We start from the raw sequence: 18,402 nt of genomic DNA, 5'->3' as shown, positions 1-18,402 counted from the left end.
CCTCTCGAATGACTTGAACAAATGGATTATTTAAGGATATCCACCCATAGTTGATTTACCTTCAACCCGTGTCATTTCTATGGAAGAATAATGGTCCTCGAATGCAAAAATCCAATCGTTTTTTGTATATAGGGAGGTAATTGTTAAGAAACATAACATATTTTCACCGAAAAGGGGTTGAAACAAGGTATAGAATGTTTCGATATCCTAACATTGTAGAATTTATGTTAGTATTTATCACACAAACAGCATTCCTGGCATGCTGCAAAAAACCGATTGATTAAAGGCCGGGGAGATCCATTTTTCAGAAGCTGCGAAGGAGGGAATATGATGTCAAATCTTTTGGAAATCGACAGCCTTGTCACCTCATTTTCGACTAAGAAAGGGATGGTGGATGCCGTCAGAGGAGTCACCCTGCGGGTCAAAAAAGGCAAGACGACGGTTATTCTCGGGGAATCGGGTTCGGGGAAGAGCGTCATGCTCCGTTCCATTCTGCGGCTGACGCAGCGCGGTTCGAATGTTGCCGGCAGCGTCCGGCTCGAAGGAGAAGACTTGCTGGGCAAATCGCCGAAAGAAATGGTGGCGATCCGCGGGAACCGGGTGGCGATGATATTCCAGGACGCCCTCTCGGCGCTCGACCCGCTGTACCGGGTCGGCGACCAGCTGAAGGAAACGATCAGGGCGCACCATAAGGTGGGGAGAAGGGAAGCGAAGGATAGGGTCATCGAGCTGTTCCGTAAAGTCGGCATTCCTTCGCCGGAGGAAAGGGTGCATGCCTACCCGCACGAGATGAGCGGCGGCATGCGGCAGAGGGCGGTCATTGCGATGGCGCTCGGCTGCCGTCCCGATCTGCTTCTCGCCGATGAACCGACCACTGCCCTGGACGTTACCATTCAGGCGCAAATCCTCCGGCTGTTCAAGGAGCTTCAGGCCGAGTTCGGGATGTCGATCGTGCTGGTCACCCATGATATCGGCGTGGCCGCCGAAATGGCCGACGAGGTCGCCGTCATGTATGCCGGCAAAATCGTCGAGTATGGATCGGCGGAGGAGGTTCTGACCAGACCGATGCATCCCTACACGGCCGGGCTGATTGCGGCGACGCCTCAGAGCAAGCAAACGGGAAGGCTGTCCACCATCCCCGGACAGCCGCCGCTGATTACGGAAATGCCGCCGGGATGCGCTTTTGCACAGCGCTGTCCTTATGCCGAGAGCCGGTGCACGGAGAGTGTCCCGGATTACGTAAGCGCGGGACGATCGCAGCAGGCGGCCTGCTTCCAGCTTGCCGGCCGGGAAAGATACGCCCAATAAAAATAATGGAACCCTGTGGAGGTGCCGGAGATGAAACCATACTCAAGCTTGAAGAAAACGTACGCCATCACTCTACTGCTGCTTATCCTGTGCCTCTCAATGGTTCTTAGCGGGTGCGGCAGAGGCGGAGCGGCCGCCGAAGGCTCGGCGGCGAAAGGGACCTTGGTGATTGCCATGTCCGCCGCGAACATCCCGGTACCGGACACGATGCCGACCGAAGGCTACGAAGGGATGCGCTTTGTCGGCTACCAGCTGTACGACGGGTTGGTGAAATGGGATTTGACGCAGGGCGACAAGCCGGCTGAACTCGCGGGCGGCCTGGCCGAATCGTGGGAACATTCGAACAGCGATCCGACCGAGTGGACCTTTCATCTGCGCCAAGGGGTTAAGTTCCATGACGGAACGCCGTTTAATGCGGATTCCGTCATCTTTGCCCTCGATCGTCTGCTGAAGCCGGATTCCCCGTATTACGATGCAAAAACTGCCGGTTCCACTGGCAGCTCGCTTCGTTTTATCGCGAAGTACGCCAAGGCTGACGAAAACACGGTTCGAATCTATACCAACGGACCATACAGTTTTCTGCTGTACGACTTGGCCAGCATCCTGATACCAAGCCCGGAAGCGGTCAAGAAGTACGGCGGGGATTATGCGAATCATCCCACCGGAACAGGGCCCTTCAAATTCGTGAGTATGAAGCAGGGGCAGGAATTGGTTATGGATAAGAACGACAAGTACTGGGGCACGGTCCCGAAACTGGATCGGGTGGTGCTCCGGCCGATCAGCGATCCTTCCGCCCGGCTCGCGGCAATTCAGTCCGGGGAGGTCAACTGGGCCGAGATTCCGCCAACCGAATCGATTGAGCAGCTGAAAAGCATGGGATTCCAGGTGCTGACCAATACGTACCCGCACATTTGGCCGTATGTCTTGAACACGGCAGATGGCCCGTGGAAAGACAAAAAGGTGCGGCAGGCGGCGAATTACGCCATCGACCGAGAGGGCATGAGCGCCGACTTGCTGGGCGGCGCCTCCATCCCGGCGACGCAGCTGATGTACAAAGGGCATGCATGGTACAGTTCCGATGCGGAGCCGTATGCCTACGACCCGGACAAAGCCAAGAAGCTGCTGGCGGAAGCGGGTTATCCCAATGGCTTCTCAACCACCTTCCTGGTCCCGACAAGCGGATCCGGCAACATGTGGCCGGTGCAGATGAACGAATACGTTCAGAAGGACCTGAAGGCTGTGGGGATCGATGTGAAAATCGAATCTATCGAGTGGCAGTCGCTGCTGACCCAGTATCTTCAAGGGTTCCCCAAAGACAAGGAAGTGGGCGCAATAAATATTTCCCTGCCGACCATCGCCCCGAACTCCTTCCCGAACTTCTTCTCGTCGGCGGCTCTGTTTCCGAAAGGCTTGAATATCGGCGGATACTCTAATCCGGAGCTGGATCGGATATTGAACGAGGCGCAGACCAGCTTCGACGCCGGTAAGCGGGATGCGCTGCTGAAGCAGGCCTCGGCGATCATTGCGGAGGACGCCCCTTGGATCTTCGTCGTGCATGACCTGAACTTGAGGGTGCTTGCTCCGGATATTCACGGCTTTGTTCAGCCTCAGTCCTGGTTTGCGGATCTAACGGGCATTTCCATCGAGTAAAAAAGGGGGTATACGCGCATGGTTGCTTTTATCAGTAAACGTCTGCTTCTGTTCATCCCCACGCTGTTTGGCGTATCCGTCATCGTGTTTCTGATGCTCCAAATGGTCCCCGGCGATCCCGTCAACACGATCGTTCCTGCGGATGCGACCGAGGAAGAGCGGATGCGGGTAACACGCGAGCTTGGGCTCGACAAGCCGATTTATGTGCAGTTCATCTATTGGCTCGTCCATATGTTTCAAGGGGATATGGGGACATCTATCATCAAGCGGCTGCCGGTCAGCGAACTGCTGCTCCCGGCTGTAGGAAATACGCTGCTGCTGGCGGCGGCTTCCGCCGCCGTATCGTTCGGCCTCGGCCTGGCCATCGGCGTTTACAGCGCATACCGTCCCAAATCGTGGGCGGCTTCCCTGTTCAACGTGCTGGGACTCGCGGGAATCGGCATGCCGAATTTCTGGGCCGCGCTGATTCTGATCGGGATATTCTCCGTCAGTCTCGGCTGGCTCCCTTCCTCCGGGATGCAGAGTATCGGGGGTGGAGGGCTGCTGGATACCTTCAGACACCTGATCCTCCCGACGATTGCGGCTTCCCTGACGACGCTTGGCGTTATGACCCGGATGGTGCGCAGTACGATCGCGGGTTTGCTCCAGCAGGATTTCGTGTTCGCGTTGCAGGCCAAAGGTGCGCCGGCAGGCAAAGTGCTGCGCCATGTGCTCAAGAACGGCATGCCGACCATTTTGACGGTGGCCGGGCTCCAATTCGGCTATTTGATCGGCGGCTCCGTCCTGGTGGAAACGGTCTTTGCCTGGCCCGGCATCGGCCAGTTGATCTACCAGGCGATCGGGCAGCGGGACTTTCCCATCGTCCAATCGGGCGTTCTTGTGGTAGCTGTCGCTTTTGTTCTCATCAATCTGGCAGTCGACTCGCTGCATGCGGTTCTTGATCCAAGAGTAAGGCATTCTTGAAAGGAGTGGGCAGCATGGCTACCAATGTTCAATCCATTGTTCCCGATGCGGCTTCGGCCGCAAGTTTGCCAAAACAGCCCTCGCAGGCTGCCGAACGATGGCGGGCGTTCTGCAGGCGGAGAGCTGCGCTGGTCGCGCTGGTCATTCTCGCTGCGATCGTCCTCGCCTGCATCGCCGCCCCGTGGCTGTCCCCGTATGATCCTTACGCGGGTAACGTCAAAGAGAGGCTTCTTCCTGTCGGGTCGGCGGGACATCTTCTTGGCACGGATGAACAAGGCCGGGATTTGCTCACCCGGATCTTGTACGGGGGGCGGCTGAGCCTGCTGTCAGGCATCGTCCCGGTCATCATCGCCGTTATCCTAGGAGGCGGGCTTGGAATCATCGCCGGATATTTTAAAGGTATCATCAACACGCTCATCATGCGCACGCTGGATATTTTGTTCTCATTCCCGGCGATTCTGCTGGCCATCGGCATCTCCGCTTCGCTCGGTCCAGGCATCAGCAACATCATGATCTCGGCGACGATCGTCTTCATTCCGCCGATTGCCCGCATTGCCGAAACGGCCGTGAAGGAGGTGAAGAAGGAGGAGTATATCGAAGCCGCGCTGTCCAGCGGGGCCGGAACGGGGCTCATCATCCGTTTTCATGTCGTAAACAACATTTTTTCTCGACTGTTTGTCTACAGCACGACCCAGATCGGCATCTGCCTCATGCTCGCGTCCGGTCTGAGCTTTCTGGGACTCGGCGTATCGCCGCCGACGCCGGAGTGGGGATTTATGCTGAACAATTTGAAACAAGTCATATTTATTGACCCCATCGTTACGATCGTCCCGGGCATCTTTATATTCGTCACATCGCTTGCGCTCAATATCGTATCCGACGCCTTGTCGGATGTACTGGACAGCAAAGGTTAAGGAGGGATAACAGATGGAGCACATCCTTGAAGTGACCGATGTCAGCAAGACCTTTTCTCTGCGGGGGATGTTCGGACAGAGCAAGGGAGGGGTGTCCGCTGTCAACGGGGTATCCTTCACGCTGAAATCCAAGGGTACGCTCGGCATCGTCGGCGAGTCCGGATGCGGCAAGTCTACTTTGGCCCGGCTGATCATGAGACTGATTGAGCCTGACCAAGGGCAGGTCCGATACAAGAACGAGGATTTGCTGAAACTCGGCGGTTCCGATTTGAAGAAAATGAGGAAACGGATTCAAATGGTGTTTCAAAATCCTTATTCTTCGCTGAATCCGAAGCTGACCATTCTGGACAATGTGGCGTTCCCGCTGTGGGCCAATGGAACCGGGCGGGCTGCCGCCAGTACGCAGGCATACCGTTATTTGGATGCGGTAGGCTTGCCCAAATCCTATGCCGCGAAGTATCCGCATCATTTAAGCGGCGGGCAGAGGCAGCGCGTGGCCATTGCCAGGGCGCTTGTGCTCGAACCGGACATCGTCATTGCCGACGAGGCGGTGTCGGCGCTGGACAAATCGGTGCAGGCCCAGGTGCTGAACCTGTTTCAAGATCTGAAAAAGGAGTTCGACCTGTCGCTGATCTTTATTTCCCACGATCTGCACGTGGTGGAATATATGAGCGACGATGTCATGGTGATGTATTTGGGCGGCGTCGTGGAGAAGGGGCCGAAGGAAGAAGTTTTCGCGAATCCACGGAATCCTTACACGCAGGCGCTTCTTAAGTCGGTGCCCTCGGTGGACCTGGCCGTTCGCAAAGCGCCGGAAACCGAGCTGCTGAAGGGTGACCTCCCGAGTCCGCTGAATCCGCCGTCCGGCTGCCGCTTCCGGACGCGGTGCATGTTCGCTGAAGCGCGCTGCGCACAGAATGTGCCGGCTCTCGTTGAGGTAGGTGAGGGTCATCACACGGCGTGCTTGCTGGTACACGAAGGAATGGCGGCCGTTCAAAATTTGTAGAAGGGTGTGTGAATATACGATGACAAATCCAAAGTTCGGCTCTAGCGAGGTTCAGGATATCGTTACGGTAGCTGCGATAAATTTTCATTCCAAATGGGGGGATAAGGCGGATAATTTGAAGCGCATAAAAGGCTATGTGCGGACGGCGGCGAAGCAGGGCGCGGATTTGATATTGTTCCCGGAAACCGCGCTAACCGGCTACGGTGTCAAGGATGACGACCCTGAAATGCAGAGGCAGAATGCCGAAACGGTGCCAGGCGAATCGACGCTGGCCCTTGCTGAGCTGTCCAAGGAATACGGTGTGTATGTCGTGCTTGGGATGCCGGAGCGGGATGCGGCGGACCCGGATATCATCTACAATTCCGCGGCCGTGATCGGTCCGGAAGGCGTAATCGGCGCCTACCGCAAAATCCATCCGGCAGCCAAGGAGTCACTATGGGCGACAAAGGGCAGCGAGCCGCTCATGTTCGACACGCCATGGGGACCGGTGGGGGTCGGCATCTGTTATGATTCCTACTGCTTCCCTGAACTGGTCCGGCATTATACCGCGCTTGGTTCGCGGATATATTTGAATCCGACGGCGATCCACAATGTGGAAGGATGGCAGGACCTGTATTACACGACGCTCAAATCGAGATCGCTGGAGAACGGCACGTTTATCGTCAGCTCGAACCTTGTCGGCCAGGATTACGATTCGTATTTTCCCGGTGGCAGCATGATCGTCGGTCCTGCAAGCCACATCGGCTCGGAATACAAGGGGGCGCCGGTCGAGGACAAGGAGGCGGTCGTCCTGGCGACCCTCGATTTGAGCCAGGCGGGAGGCCGGCTCCCGTTGTTTGAATACAATCCGCTGACCGGTGTGCCGGACTGGAGGCCTGACATATACCTGCACATGCTGAGCGGCATAACCCGGAACGGCAAGTGGGCCGGCAGCTCGGAAAATAAGCTGCTCCCTAAGCCGCCGGCCGCCGTCATCGTGTAAACTCGTCTGCCGATAACGAACAAAAGCCGCCCTCTGCCTGGTCTGTTAGACTAGGGAGAAGGCGGCTTGTTGTTATGCTTGACATGCTCGGCGTCGGAACGACTAGAGGTCAGGGAATGCAGCCCAGCTTACCGCTGCTGTATAGCTTACCGCTGCTGTATAGCTTAGCGTTCGTCCGAAGTCAGGTCCAGCCAGTCAAGCTCCGCGCGGCTCAGCTGAATCCGGGAGCCCTCGTCGCAGGAACGCAGCTCTTCTGCCGACTGGGCGCCAATCAGGGCGCAGGTCGGGAACGGCTGGTTCAGCACGTAAGCGAGGGCGATTTGGATGGCGGTCACGCCGCGCTCCTCGCCGAGCTGCTTCGCACGCTCCAGGCGCTCCCAGTTGGCGTCGCTGTAGAACACGCGGACCAGGTCAGCGTTGTCGCGGACTTCCGGCGTAAACCGGCCGGTAAAGAAGCCTCTTGCCTGGGAAGACCAGGAGAAGAGCGGAAACTGCTCGGCTTCATGCCAGGCGCAGGTTTCGGCATCGGCCGAGACGCAGCCTTTCCAGAACGGCTCGTTCGGCTTGGCAAGGCTGAGGTTCGGGCTGCTGAAGGTAAAGCCGGTCAAGCCTTTCTCGGCCGCGTAATCGTTGGCTTCCTTGATCCGCTGCCACGTCCAGTTGGAACAGCCGATGGCGCCGACGGTACCTGACTTGACATATTCGTTCAAAATTTCGATCACTTCGCCGGCAGGTACGTTCGGATCGTCCCGGTGCAGCGCGTACAGATCGATAAAATCGGTCTGCAGCCGCTTCAGGCTGGTCGTAATATCGTGCCGGATTGCTTCCTTGTTGACGCGCGGACCGTTCTGGTCGTGATGAGCGCCCTTGGTCAGGATGACGATCTGATCCCGGTTGCCGCGCTCCTTCATGTAACGGCCCAGCACTTCTTCGCTTTCGCCGCCGCAGTAGATGTGGGCGGAGTCGACGGAATTGCCGCCGATGGCCAGATACGCGTCCATATTAGCCGCGGCTTTATCGTACGAATTGTGGTAAAAGTAGTCCGTGCCTTTCATCAAACGGGAAACCTTTTTATCCAGACCTTTGACCGAAATGTATTCCATGGATGATACCCTCCTAAGCTATTGTGGTTTTTTATGGCTCGTTACAGCGCGACCCGGGTATGCTCGCGTGCAGACAGCAAGCAGGCGTCAATCACTTTCATGTTGTGAATCGCATCATCGGGCTGGAACTGCAGCGGCGTCTTGTTAATAATGGCCCGGGCGAGCTGATCGGCCTGCAGGCTGTATGCGTTTACATGAGGAACCTCGATTTCGCTCCGCTCCCCGCGTACGGTCAAGTAGAAGTTGCCGCTGCCCGGCGTCGGTGTAACGTAGGCTGAAGGCACCTCGATGATGCCGTCCGTGCCGAGGATTTCCAGCGGATTGCGCGACGCGGCCCACATGGCGCAGTCGAAGGTCAGTGCAACGGAGCCGTCAAATTCGATGAGGCCGGAGGCCATCATATCGACATCGTCATGCTCCGGCGAGAAGAAGGCGTTCACCGTGACGGCGATCGGTTCCTTGCCGAGCAGCAGCCGAGCCGCGTTGATTGGATAGCAACCGACGTCGTAGATCGAGCCGCCGCCCCAATCCTTGCGGTAGCGGACGTTCGTTTTATCGCCGGCGTTGTTAAAAGTAAAGGCGCTGCGGATGCCGCGGACTTCGCCGATTTGGCCCGAGTCGATAATCTGCTTGATCTTGTCGTAACGGGGGTGGTAACGGTACATGAAGGCTTCGGACAAGTACACGCCCGCTTTGGCGGCGGCTTCAGCCATTTCGGCTGCTTCGCTTTCGGTCAGGGCCAGCGGCTTCTCGCACAGGATATGCTTGCCGGCTTCCGCCGCACGGATTGTCCATTCTTTATGAAGATGATTCGGCAAAGGAATGTATACGACGTCGATGGACGGATCCTCAAGCAGCGCCTCGTAGCTTCCATAAGCGACCGGAATATTCAGGTCCGCCGCCGTCTGCTTTGCTTTCTCCTCGTTCCGGCTGGCGATGGCGGCGACTTCATTCAGCTCGGACTGCTGCACCCCGGGAATGACCGAGCGCTTGGCGATGCCCGCGCAGCCCAGTACGCCCCATTTCAATTTCTGGCTCATGTTCGTGTATCATCTCCTCAAGAAGCTTATTTATGATTATATTGCGATTATAAAAGATTGTATTTAAAATTAATATAATACGATTTTGCAATGCATTATAACAATATTGTCATTTGGGGTGAGGACAGGTGAAGCGGCAAAGCCATTTGCTGACCCTTCCGTCGATGCCGTTTTTCTGTTTTCCCGAATCGGTCGGCTTTTACCGGAACGATCCGGGTCACAGCGTATTCCGGGAGGCGGGGGCCTTGAACAATTTCAACATTCATTACGTGGCTGCAGGCAGAGGGTACGTGGAAGTGGAGGATGTGGTCTACGAGTTGGGGCCGGGAGAGGCCGTACTGTATTTTCCCATGCAGCGCCAGCGATACTACAGCAGCGAGGAAGACCCGTGGGATATCCGCTGGTTTCACTTCTACGGGAGCGGTCTGCAGGATTATTTGATCGAACGCGGTCTGCATCACAGCCTCTTATGGACGATTCGCCAATCGGCTTCGTTTGAGCAGGCGCACGAAAATCTGCTGCAGGAGGCGGAAGATCACCGGATGCTCCACCCGGTCCGCCTCTCGACACTTACTTACGCCCTGCTGGCCGAGTTTATCGAGCATGCCACTCCGTTGTCTCCGGTCAAATCGAACAATTCGGGCAGCCGGATCCTGGAGCTGCTTCCGGTCATGCAGCAGGAGGCGGTCAAGCCGTTCATCCTGGAAGATTGGGCGGGCAGACTTGGCATATCCACCTACTACTTCTGCAAGCTGTTCCGCAGCGTAACCGAGATGACGCCGATGGAGTTCATCACGCGCTGCCGCCTTCAGATGGCGAAGCAGTGGCTGCTCGAGCGAAAGAGTGCGACGATCGGGCAGATCGCAGAGGACGCGGGTTATCCAAGCGTGAGCTATTTCAACAAGCGTTTTATGGAGCATGAGGGGATGACGCCCTCGGCTTACCGGCGGTTATACGGAGGAGCGTAAGGGATCGTTCAGCGGTAATCCGCGGGGATCACATTTGTTCCATAATTGAGATCCTTCCTGCCAGCTGACCGAATACCACCGTTCCTCCTAGCAATTTTAAAAAGTACAGTAATAAAGCCGGTCCCTCGCAAGTAGAGGGACCGGCTTTTTTGCATTGATTTCAGTTTTTCGCTGTCTTTTTACGGTTATTTCCCGTTTCTGTTCGCTGATTCATGACCATCCAGCTTCTCCATACCGGCGCTTGGCGCTGGACCGCTGGACCCCCGCTTCAGCAGTTTGGTGGGCAAGAGCAGTTCGGTATACGGATGCTCGGGATGATCCATCCGCCAGAACAGCTGCTCCACGGCCTTGCGTCCGTAGAGCTTCAGGTCCACATCCATCGTCGTAATTTGAGGCGTGGACACCTGGGACAAATAGCCGTTGTCGAAGCTGACGACGGAGACGTCCTCCGGCACGCTGTAACCCGATTGCTGCAGGGCCGAATTCAGGTAAAAGCCGAGCCCGTCGTTGACGCAGAACCAAGCTGTCGGGAGCTGTGGCAGCGTTTTTATTTTTTGCAAAATGTAATCCGTGTTTTCTACGGCATCCTTGATTACCCATGGCTCGTGGATCTCCAGCCCGAAGTCGTTCATCGCCAGTACGTATCCTTCCCAGCGCTCGTAATAACTTGGCGAAAACGAAGTGTTGGCCAACAGGCCGATCTTTCGATGTCCCAGCTCTGTCAAGTGACGGACGGCCTCATAAGCACTAAACCGGTTATTGGTTAAAATGCAGTCAGCATGGATAGAGGGATGGTGATGGTCGATGAGGACCGTCGGTTTACCCATGTTTGTAATGGTATTGATATAGTCAGTTGTAATGTGAGACAGAATGAGGATGCCGTCCACGGATTGATTGAGCAGAAACGAAGGGAGAGCCAGCTTATCAGCCGACTGTTTGCTGACCGATTGGATCAGAAGATTTTTTCCCCTGCGCACCGTTTCCCGTTCGATACTCAAATAAATTTCACCGAAGAAACTTTTCATAGAAAAGGCAAAATCAGAAGCGATCAGCGCAATATTTCCGGTCTGTTCCAGCTCGCCGGAGCGGCGCTTACGACTTTGCGAATACACATATCCCATCCGGTGTGCCGTCTCGAGGATCAGTTTCCGCGTATCTTCGCTGACCCCGTCTTTTCCCGACAGCGCCTGGGACACGGAATTCTTCGATATATTCAGCTGCTCCGCAATATCCTGCATGGTTACTTTATCCTTCATATGACACCTCAATTTTTGTTTTGCCTGCATAATTGGAGTTCTTTCTAAGAAACTTAAAAAGAAGCCTGCCTTTCAATAAATCACATTACGATAAATTGTAACGTTACAAGTTGTATAAGTAAATAGCCTTTATATAAAAAGATTATTCTGTCCTTAATAAAGTGTTGACAAGGATTTTGTAATGCACAATAATAGGGTTACACAAACGCTTACAAAATAATTAGTAATCTTAATTTGTAACGTTACAAAATAATGTTTCGAGTCTTTGGAATGATGATTTCAATCTTTCGGGACAATTTTTTGAGGAGGTCAACGATTCGATGAAAAGAAAAATGCTCGGACTTCTGGCTTTGGTGTTGGTGTTATCCTCCATGCTCGCCGCCTGCGGTTCCAAAAAGCAAAGCGCAACGACGGCGGATGGTGTGACGACCGTTGAGTTTTGGGCGGCAGCCAATCCGACGCAGCAAGCCTTCTGGGAGAAGATGGCCAAGGCGTACGAACAGACCAATTCCAAAGTGAAAATCAACGTCAGCGTCATCAAGGAATCTCCAAGCTCCGAGGCCAGCATTCAGGCTGCGATTGCCGGGGGAAGCGCTCCGACCATTTCGGAAAACATCAACCGCGGTTTTGCCGCCCAGCTTGCAAACAGCAAGGCGCTGGTACCGCTTGATACGCTAAGCGGATTTAACGATATCGTCACCACCCGTAATATGAAAAATACGATTGAACCATGGAAGTTCGCCGACGGACATCAATACGTGCTTCCGATTTACTCCAATGCGATGCTGTTCGGCTGGCGCCTTGACTTGCTGAAGGAACTGGGGTACAACGAGCCGCCTAAAACGTACAGCGAAGCGCTTGAAGTGAATAAGAAGCTGAAAGCGAAATATCCGGACAAATACTTCTGGGCCAAAGCGGACCTCGCCGATCCGACGGCATGGAAGAGATGGTTTGACTTCTTCATGCTGTATAACGCGGCTTCCGGCGGCAACAAATTCATTGAAGGCAACAAGTTTGTCGGGGATGAGAAGGCGGGCGTCGAAACGCTGAAGTTTATTGACGATCTCCGTAAGGACAAGGGCATTCTGGCGCAAAACGTACAGGATCCGTTCGAGACGGGCACAAGCCTGTTTATCGACCTCGGTCCTTGGACCTTTACGAACTGGGCCGAGAAGTTCCCGGACATGAAATACAACCAGAATTACACGCTGAGCATGCCTCCGGTACCTGACGGCGTAGACCCGAAAGATTCCAAAACGTTTGCCGATACGAAGGGGCTTGTGATCTATGCGTCGGCCACCAAGGAGCAGCAGCAGGCGGCGATGGATTTTGTGAAGTGGGTCTATTCGGATGCGAAGAACGACGCCCAGTGGTTTGATGAAACGAAGCTGCCGCCGGCTCGCGACGACCTGACCACCAACGAATCCTTCAAGGCGATTTTGGACAAAAACCCGGAACTGAAGCCTTATGCCGAAAATGTGCCGAATGCGGTGCCGCCGATGGATAATCCGAAATATAACGACCTGCAGACCTTTATTGGACAAGAAGCCTGGAATAAGGTCGTCCGCGGGGAGATCGATCCGGCAGCCGGATGGGCGAACATGAAGAAAGCCATTGAAGGGGAACTTCAATAAAAGGAGTCTTCTAAATGAAAGAAAACAATAACCGGTTGGGCTGGCTGTTCGCCAGTCCCTACCTGATTTACTCTCTCGTGTTTTTCCTGATTCCGCTCGTTTGGTCTTTTTATTTGTCTTTTACAAACTGGGACCTGATCGCTCCCGAATATGACTTTGTCGGCTTTGACAATTTTGCCAAAGCACTCAAATCGCCCGGCGTGCACGCTGCGTTCTGGGTGACATATAAATTCATGATGGTCTTTGTGCCGCTAGTGATCGTGCTGTCGCTCGTCGTTTCGGTTCTGGTGCACAGTCTTCCACGTTTGAAAAGCTTGTTTCTCATCGGCTTTTTCCTGCCGTACCTGTCTTCCGGCGTCGTATCGGCGCTGATTGTGAAAGGTTTGCTGTCTTTCAACAGCCCGGTCAACACGGCGCTGCGCAAAATCGGCATTAACATCGACTGGCTGGGGACCTCTTGGTCGGCACTTCTGATCGTCGGCATGATTATGGCTTGGAAATTTACCGGGTACTATGCGCTCATTCTGACGTCGGGCCTGGAAAGCATAGATCACGAAGTATACGAGGCGGCTGCCATTGACGGAGTTACCGGCCGGCAGCGCTTCTGGAAAATTACGCTTCCGCTGCTGTACCCTGCGCTCTATACGACGCTGATTCTCGCTTTCGGCGTCACCTTCGGCATCTTCACCGAGGTATACCAGCTGACAGGCGGAGGTCCAAACAATGCCACCAATACGTGGCAGATGGAAATTTACAGCCAGGCGTTCAAAAATCTGCAGGCTGGTTATGCGTCTGCGGTGGCGCTGCTCGCCTCGGTAGCTACCTTTATCTCGATCTTTATCATTCGGAAACTGCTAGAAAAGTGGGGTGCGCGAAATGGTTGGGTCTAAACGCAGCCGCAAGTCCAGTCTGGCCATCCGCTATATCATCGCAGGAGTATTGCTGCTCGTGATGGTGTATCCGTACTTGTACATGGTGCTGAATTCGTTTGCCGACTGGACACAGGTGGATCGGAAGCTGATTCCGAGTTCGTATACGCTGAAGTCATACACCTGGCTGTTTACAGGCGGGGAGACGGGAATCACGCGGCCCTGGCTGGGCGCTTTTGTAAACAGTATCATCGTGTCTCTGCTGTCGACCTTCCTCATGATGATGTTTGGGGTGATGGTCGCGTATGCCCTTTCGAAGCTGAAATGGCGCGGCAGGGATACCGTCAACAACTTCATTTTGTTCCATATGTTTTTTCCGGCCATCATTCTGCTGATTCCGAGCTTTCTCATTATTCAAAAGCTGGGCTGGTACGACACCTACTGGGCGCTGATCATTCCGAAAGGGGTCAGCCTGTGGGCGATCTTCATGTACACGAACTTCTTCAAGGCGGTGCCATCCGTATTTATTGAAGCGGCCAAGCTGGACGGAGCAAGGGATTTTCAAATTTTGTACAAAATCATGATGCCGATGTCCAAGTCCATCACCAGCGTCGTCTTTCTGTTCCTGCTGATGGAGCGCTGGACCGAGCTGCTGTGGGATATGATCATGGTCCGCAGCGACGGGATGCTGACGCTGAACGTCCTGCTTTCGCAGATGTTCGGTCCGTACGGATCGTATCCGGGTCCGCTGTACGCGGGATCGGTGCTGCTGTCCCTGCCGATCATCATCCTGTTCATCATTTTCGGCAAAAACTTCCAGAAGGGCATGCAGGTCAGCTTGAAATAAGCGCTGCGCGATAGGAAGGAGCGGATCTCCATGGGGGAGAAGACGGTGGCTGCAGAGACACCCTGGTGGAAAAGCAGCGTTTTTTATGAAATCTACATGCCGAGCTTTTGTGATGGAAACGGGGATGGCACCGGCGATTTCCAGGGATTGACCTCCAAGCTGGATTACTTGCGGGATCTTGGAATCGGAGGCATCTGGCTGACCCCGTTTTATCCTTCGCCGCGCGTAGATAACGGGTATGACATCTCGGATTATTACGGGGTGGACCCGGTGTTTGGGACGCTGGATGACTTTGACCGTTTCGTCCGGGAAGCTCACCGCCGCGGCATTCGCGTGATCGCGGATCTGGTGCTGAATCATACATCCGCCGAGCATCCCCGGTTCATGGAGTCCCGGTCATCGCGGACGAGTCCAAAGCGGGATTGGTACATCTGGAAGGATGCCGTGAACGGCGGCACACCGAACAATTGGGAGTCCTTTTTCGGAGGAACGGCATGGGAATGGGATGAGGCGACCGGACAGTATTATTACCATGCCTTCGCCAAAGAGCAGGTAGATCTCAACTGGGCGAATCCCGAGGTCAGGGAGGCCATGAAGGAAGTGATGTCGTTTTGGCTCGGCCGCGGGATTGACGGTTTCCGGCTGGACGTCATTAATTTCCTGAAGGTGTCCGGGCAGTTTAAGGAAAACCCGGTCACGGCGAATGGCGAACAGGATCACCGGTTCGACCAAAATCAGGAGGGCATTGTGGAGGCCATCCGCGATATTTGCGAATTCGTACGGTCTCAGAACAAAGATGTATTTATGGTAGGCGAAGTTGGTTCCGAGGATATGGAGGTGCTGCGCCGATACAGCGGCGGGGAACTGCTGGATGTGGTGTTTAATTTTAATCTGGGCAGCCGCAAGGAACTGAAGGTCCATGAGATGTTTGCCGAGCTTGTTCGGATGGAGGAGCTTCACAGGCCGGAGCAGGTGCCGACGATTTTCTTCAGCAGCCATGACATGCCGCGGCATTATAGCCGCTTTTCTTCTGGAGACGATTCCCTAGACCTGTGCACCGCCAAGCTGATGGCGGCATTGATGCTGACCGCCAAAGGCGTTCCCTTCATTTATTACGGTGATGAAATCGGCATGCGGGACTTCGTGCCGGCGGACATCGGGCAAATGCGCGATATTCAGGGGCTGACCGCATACCGGATGGCAAAGGAATCGGGGATGCCCGAGGCCGATGCGCTTACCACCGCAATCCTTCGAAGCCAGGATCACTCCAGAACGCCGATGCAGTGGGATGGGAGCCGTTACGGCGGATTTTCACTACACGGATCGTGGATACCGCTAGGCCCGTCGTCCCAGCAGATTCACGTCCAGAAGCAGTGGGGGAGCAAGCACTCACTGCTGGAATTCTACCGCTCCCTCATCCTTCTGCGTGGTAAGCATAGGGCTCTCCAAACCGGGAAGTACACCTTTTTGAAGCGGAAAGGGGAGTGTATTTACTACAGCCGTCAATCGGAGGAGGAAGAGATTTGGGTTGCGCTTAATTTCGGGAACCGACCGTGCGATTTGAACCATTTGGCTGCCGACGCGGCTTTGTACCGGTTACTGCTGACCAGCAAAGAAACGTCCGTGGATCCGAATCGCTGTCATTCATTGGTTATTGATCCCTTTGAGGCTGCGGTCTGGGCAACGAACACGAACCATAACATGCAATGAATTTAACTTCGACCAGGTAGGGGGATCATCGTGTTAAACGTGAACAAAACGGAAGTGAAAACATGCCGCGTGCTGCTGGAACAGTACATGGCGGGGCGGGAGAAAACCGCTTCTGATCACAAGGCGGAGAAGCTGGTTTTTGCCGGCGTCGGAGACCGGGATGTATATAACATCACGGCTCCGTTCGAGGATGATGGGCGGACCGTCATCGCGGGCCGGGTGGAATCCCGGGACAGTGAGCATTCCCAGGTCGTGTTCTTCGTGGAAAACGACGGTGCCTGGGTGCCGCTTGAAGGAGCGCCGGTGCTCGAACTGCAGGACCCGTTTCATACCCGGATCGGCGGAGAGCTGATCATGGGCGGAGTTCAGATTTACCCGCATCCGGAGAAAGAGGGAACGCTCATGTGGCGCACGGCAATTTACCGGGGCCGCCGCATCGCGGATTTAAAGCTGTTTTTCACCGGTCCGGACGGCATGAAGGATCTGCGGCTTACCGGACTTCCGGACGGCGGGATCGGTGTATTCACACGCCCGCAGGGCGATAAAGGCGGGCGCGGCCAGATCGGTTATTTCCAGGCCGCATCACTGGACGACTTGACTGTACAGGCAATTGAGGAAGCCCCGCTCCTGGAAGGCCAGTTTATCCCCGAAGAATGGGGAGGGGCGAATGAAATCCACGTGCTAAGCAACGGCCTTCTCGGCGTGCTGGGACATACGGCCTGTTACGACGCCGAAGGCGATCGTCATTATTATCCCATGATTTTTGTGCTCGATCCGCAGACGGCTGCGTTTTCCGATATGATGCTGATTGCGGTGCGGGCTGATTTTCTGCCGGGTCCGGCCAAGCGCGAAGACCTTCAGGACGTCGTATTCAGCGGCGGCATCCTGCGCCGGGGCGACGGGACGGCGGTGCTGTATGCAGGAACAAGCGATGCGGAGGCACAGCGTCTGATCATAGCCGATCCTTTTGCGAGATTCGAATCCTAGTTAATACAATGAAGGAGCTTGATCCGAATGAACATTTATCGATATCCTGAAAATCCTTTAATCACCCCTGCCGACGTCAAGCCTCACCGCGAGGGCTTTGAGGTGATCGGTGCATTTAATGCCGGCATCGCCGAGTATCAAGGGGAAACGCTGATGCTGCTGCGTGTGGCGGAGCGTCCGGTCAGCGGCGATCCGAACGTCGTCATCGCCCCTGTATTCAATGCGAATCGTGGTGATCTTGAACTGATTCCTTTCCGCAAAGACGATGACCGGTACGATTTTTCCGACCCGCGGGTGATCCGCAATAAATCCAAAAACGGCACGTTTGAGTATTTGACGTCCCTTTCCTATATCCGAATCGCCCGCAGCAGGGACGGCCACCACTTCACGGTGGACGATCAGCCGTTCATTTATCCGTCCAACGAACATGAAGCGTTCGGCATCGAGGATCCACGGGTCACGCAGATCGGCGATACTTACTATATTTATTTTTCCGTCGTGTCTCCCGTAGGGATCGGAGAATCGCTCGTGTCGACCACCGACTTTGTGACGACCCGGCATCACGGCATGATCTTCGGTCCGGACAATAAGGACGTGCTCATTTTCCCGGAAAAGATCAACGGCAAATACTACGCTCTCCATCGTCCGACGATGAAAAGCATCGGAAATCCGGAAATTTGGATCGCAGAATCCGACAATCTGCTCTATTGGGGCAATCATAAGCATCTGCTCGGCCTCCGGGACGGGATGTGGGACAGCGGCCGGATCGGCGGCGGCGCCGTGCCGTTCAAGACCGACAAAGGCTGGCTTGAGCTGTATCACGGAGCGACATCGGATCACCGCTACTGCATGGGCGCCGTGCTTCTCGATCTGAACGATCCGACGCGGGTGATCGCCCGTTCCGGGAAGCCGGTGATGGAGCCTGAGGCAGAATATGAAAAGCAGGGCTTTTTTGGGGATGTGGTGTTTTCCTGCGGCGCCGTCATTGACGGTGACACGGTGAAAATGTTCTATGGTGTTGCGGACACCTCCATGGCCTGTGCGGAGCTCAGCGTGAAGGAAATATTGGACAGCCTCGAATACCTCGAAGCCAAAGTTTAGGATCGGGACACGGAACGCCAAAACAAACCCTTGTTTTGGCGTTCTATTACATCAGGCCCGGACG

The 18,402-nt window shown here is 54.9% G+C and carries 16 protein-coding genes; 13 read left to right on the top strand and 3 right to left on the bottom strand.

The window, feature by feature from the left end:
• Positions 1–330 precede the first annotated feature (330 nt).
• Genes GCU45_RS04525 through GCU45_RS04500 form a run of 6 tightly spaced genes read left to right on the top strand, consistent with a single transcriptional unit; the run spans position 331 to position 6,823 of the window.
• Positions 331–1,308 (top strand): ABC transporter ATP-binding protein, encoded by a 978-nt coding sequence (locus tag GCU45_RS04525; RefSeq protein ID WP_152402786.1) that lies wholly within the window; start codon positions 331–333, stop codon positions 1,306–1,308.
• Between the two features lie 30 nt (positions 1,309–1,338).
• The gene (locus tag GCU45_RS04520; RefSeq protein WP_152398224.1) at positions 1,339–2,958 is read left to right on the top strand and encodes an ABC transporter substrate-binding protein; all 1,620 of its coding nucleotides are present in this window, start codon (positions 1,339–1,341) and stop codon (positions 2,956–2,958) included.
• Positions 2,959–2,976: 18 nt separating this feature from the next.
• Complete coding sequence (locus GCU45_RS04515) at positions 2,977–3,921, top strand: ABC transporter permease (RefSeq protein WP_152398223.1); 945 nt, start codon at positions 2,977–2,979, stop codon at positions 3,919–3,921.
• Between the two features lie 14 nt (positions 3,922–3,935).
• The gene (locus GCU45_RS04510; RefSeq protein WP_152398222.1) at positions 3,936–4,835 is read left to right on the top strand and encodes an ABC transporter permease; all 900 of its coding nucleotides are present in this window, start codon (positions 3,936–3,938) and stop codon (positions 4,833–4,835) included.
• Between the two features lie 13 nt (positions 4,836–4,848).
• The gene (locus tag GCU45_RS04505; protein WP_152398221.1) at positions 4,849–5,841 is read left to right on the top strand and encodes an ABC transporter ATP-binding protein; all 993 of its coding nucleotides are present in this window, start codon (positions 4,849–4,851) and stop codon (positions 5,839–5,841) included.
• A gap of 19 nt (positions 5,842–5,860) precedes the next feature.
• Entirely contained in the window at positions 5,861–6,823 is a 963-nt protein-coding gene (locus tag GCU45_RS04500; protein ID WP_152398220.1) for a carbon-nitrogen hydrolase family protein, read from the top strand.
• A 164-nt stretch (positions 6,824–6,987) separates the two neighbouring features.
• Here the strand turns inward: GCU45_RS04500 and GCU45_RS04495 are convergent, their stop codons facing one another.
• The gene (locus GCU45_RS04495; protein WP_145947692.1) at positions 6,988–7,926 is read right to left on the bottom strand and encodes an aldo/keto reductase; all 939 of its coding nucleotides are present in this window, start codon (positions 7,924–7,926) and stop codon (positions 6,988–6,990) included.
• A 41-nt stretch (positions 7,927–7,967) separates the two neighbouring features.
• A complete protein-coding gene (locus tag GCU45_RS04490) occupies positions 7,968–8,966 on the bottom strand; it encodes a Gfo/Idh/MocA family protein (protein WP_152398219.1) in 999 nt (332 codons plus the stop codon).
• Positions 8,967–9,094: 128 nt separating this feature from the next.
• Here GCU45_RS04490 and GCU45_RS04485 point away from each other — a divergent pair, with 128 nt between their 5' ends.
• The gene (locus GCU45_RS04485; RefSeq protein ID WP_152398218.1) at positions 9,095–9,934 is read left to right on the top strand and encodes a helix-turn-helix transcriptional regulator; all 840 of its coding nucleotides are present in this window, start codon (positions 9,095–9,097) and stop codon (positions 9,932–9,934) included.
• A 185-nt stretch (positions 9,935–10,119) separates the two neighbouring features.
• Here the strand turns inward: GCU45_RS04485 and GCU45_RS04480 are convergent, their stop codons facing one another.
• Positions 10,120–11,190 carry a LacI family DNA-binding transcriptional regulator gene (locus GCU45_RS04480; protein ID WP_152398217.1) on the bottom strand — a complete coding sequence of 357 codons (1,071 nt, stop codon included), beginning with the start codon at positions 11,188–11,190 and terminating at the stop codon, positions 10,120–10,122.
• Between the two features lie 320 nt (positions 11,191–11,510).
• Between GCU45_RS04480 and GCU45_RS04475 the strand changes: the two genes are divergently transcribed.
• The 6 genes from GCU45_RS04475 to GCU45_RS04450 all read left to right on the top strand — a co-directional run bounded on the left by GCU45_RS04475 (position 11,511) and on the right by GCU45_RS04450 (position 18,338).
• Positions 11,511–12,824, top strand: coding sequence for an ABC transporter substrate-binding protein (locus GCU45_RS04475; protein ID WP_152398216.1), 1,314 nt, complete (start codon positions 11,511–11,513; stop codon positions 12,822–12,824).
• 14 nt (positions 12,825–12,838) lie between these two features.
• Positions 12,839–13,714, top strand: a complete 876-nt coding sequence (locus tag GCU45_RS04470) for a carbohydrate ABC transporter permease (protein WP_076171042.1) — start codon at positions 12,839–12,841, stop codon at positions 13,712–13,714.
• A complete protein-coding gene (locus tag GCU45_RS04465; protein WP_076171045.1) occupies positions 13,701–14,540 on the top strand; it encodes a carbohydrate ABC transporter permease in 840 nt (279 codons plus the stop codon). The genes GCU45_RS04470 and GCU45_RS04465 overlap by 14 nt, the downstream gene beginning before the upstream one ends.
• 30 nt (positions 14,541–14,570) lie before the next feature.
• Positions 14,571–16,250 carry an alpha-glucosidase gene (locus GCU45_RS04460; RefSeq protein WP_244364433.1) on the top strand — a complete coding sequence of 560 codons (1,680 nt, stop codon included), beginning with the start codon at positions 14,571–14,573 and terminating at the stop codon, positions 16,248–16,250.
• Between the two features lie 87 nt (positions 16,251–16,337).
• Positions 16,338–17,237, top strand: a complete 900-nt coding sequence (locus GCU45_RS04455) for an MTP-1 family protein (RefSeq protein WP_152402781.1) — start codon at positions 16,338–16,340, stop codon at positions 17,235–17,237.
• 27 nt (positions 17,238–17,264) lie between these two features.
• The gene (locus GCU45_RS04450) at positions 17,265–18,338 is read left to right on the top strand and encodes a BtaManbiosPhlase (protein ID WP_152398215.1); all 1,074 of its coding nucleotides are present in this window, start codon (positions 17,265–17,267) and stop codon (positions 18,336–18,338) included.
• Positions 18,339–18,402: the final 64 nt, after the last annotated feature.

The sequence above is a fragment of the Paenibacillus cellulositrophicus genome, assembly GCF_009363095.1.
Classification (GTDB): Bacteria; Bacillota; Bacilli; order Paenibacillales; family Paenibacillaceae; genus Paenibacillus_AQ; species Paenibacillus_AQ favisporus.
The sequence above is the reverse complement of the archived record's forward strand: the minus strand, read 5'-3'. Positions and strand labels throughout refer to the sequence as shown.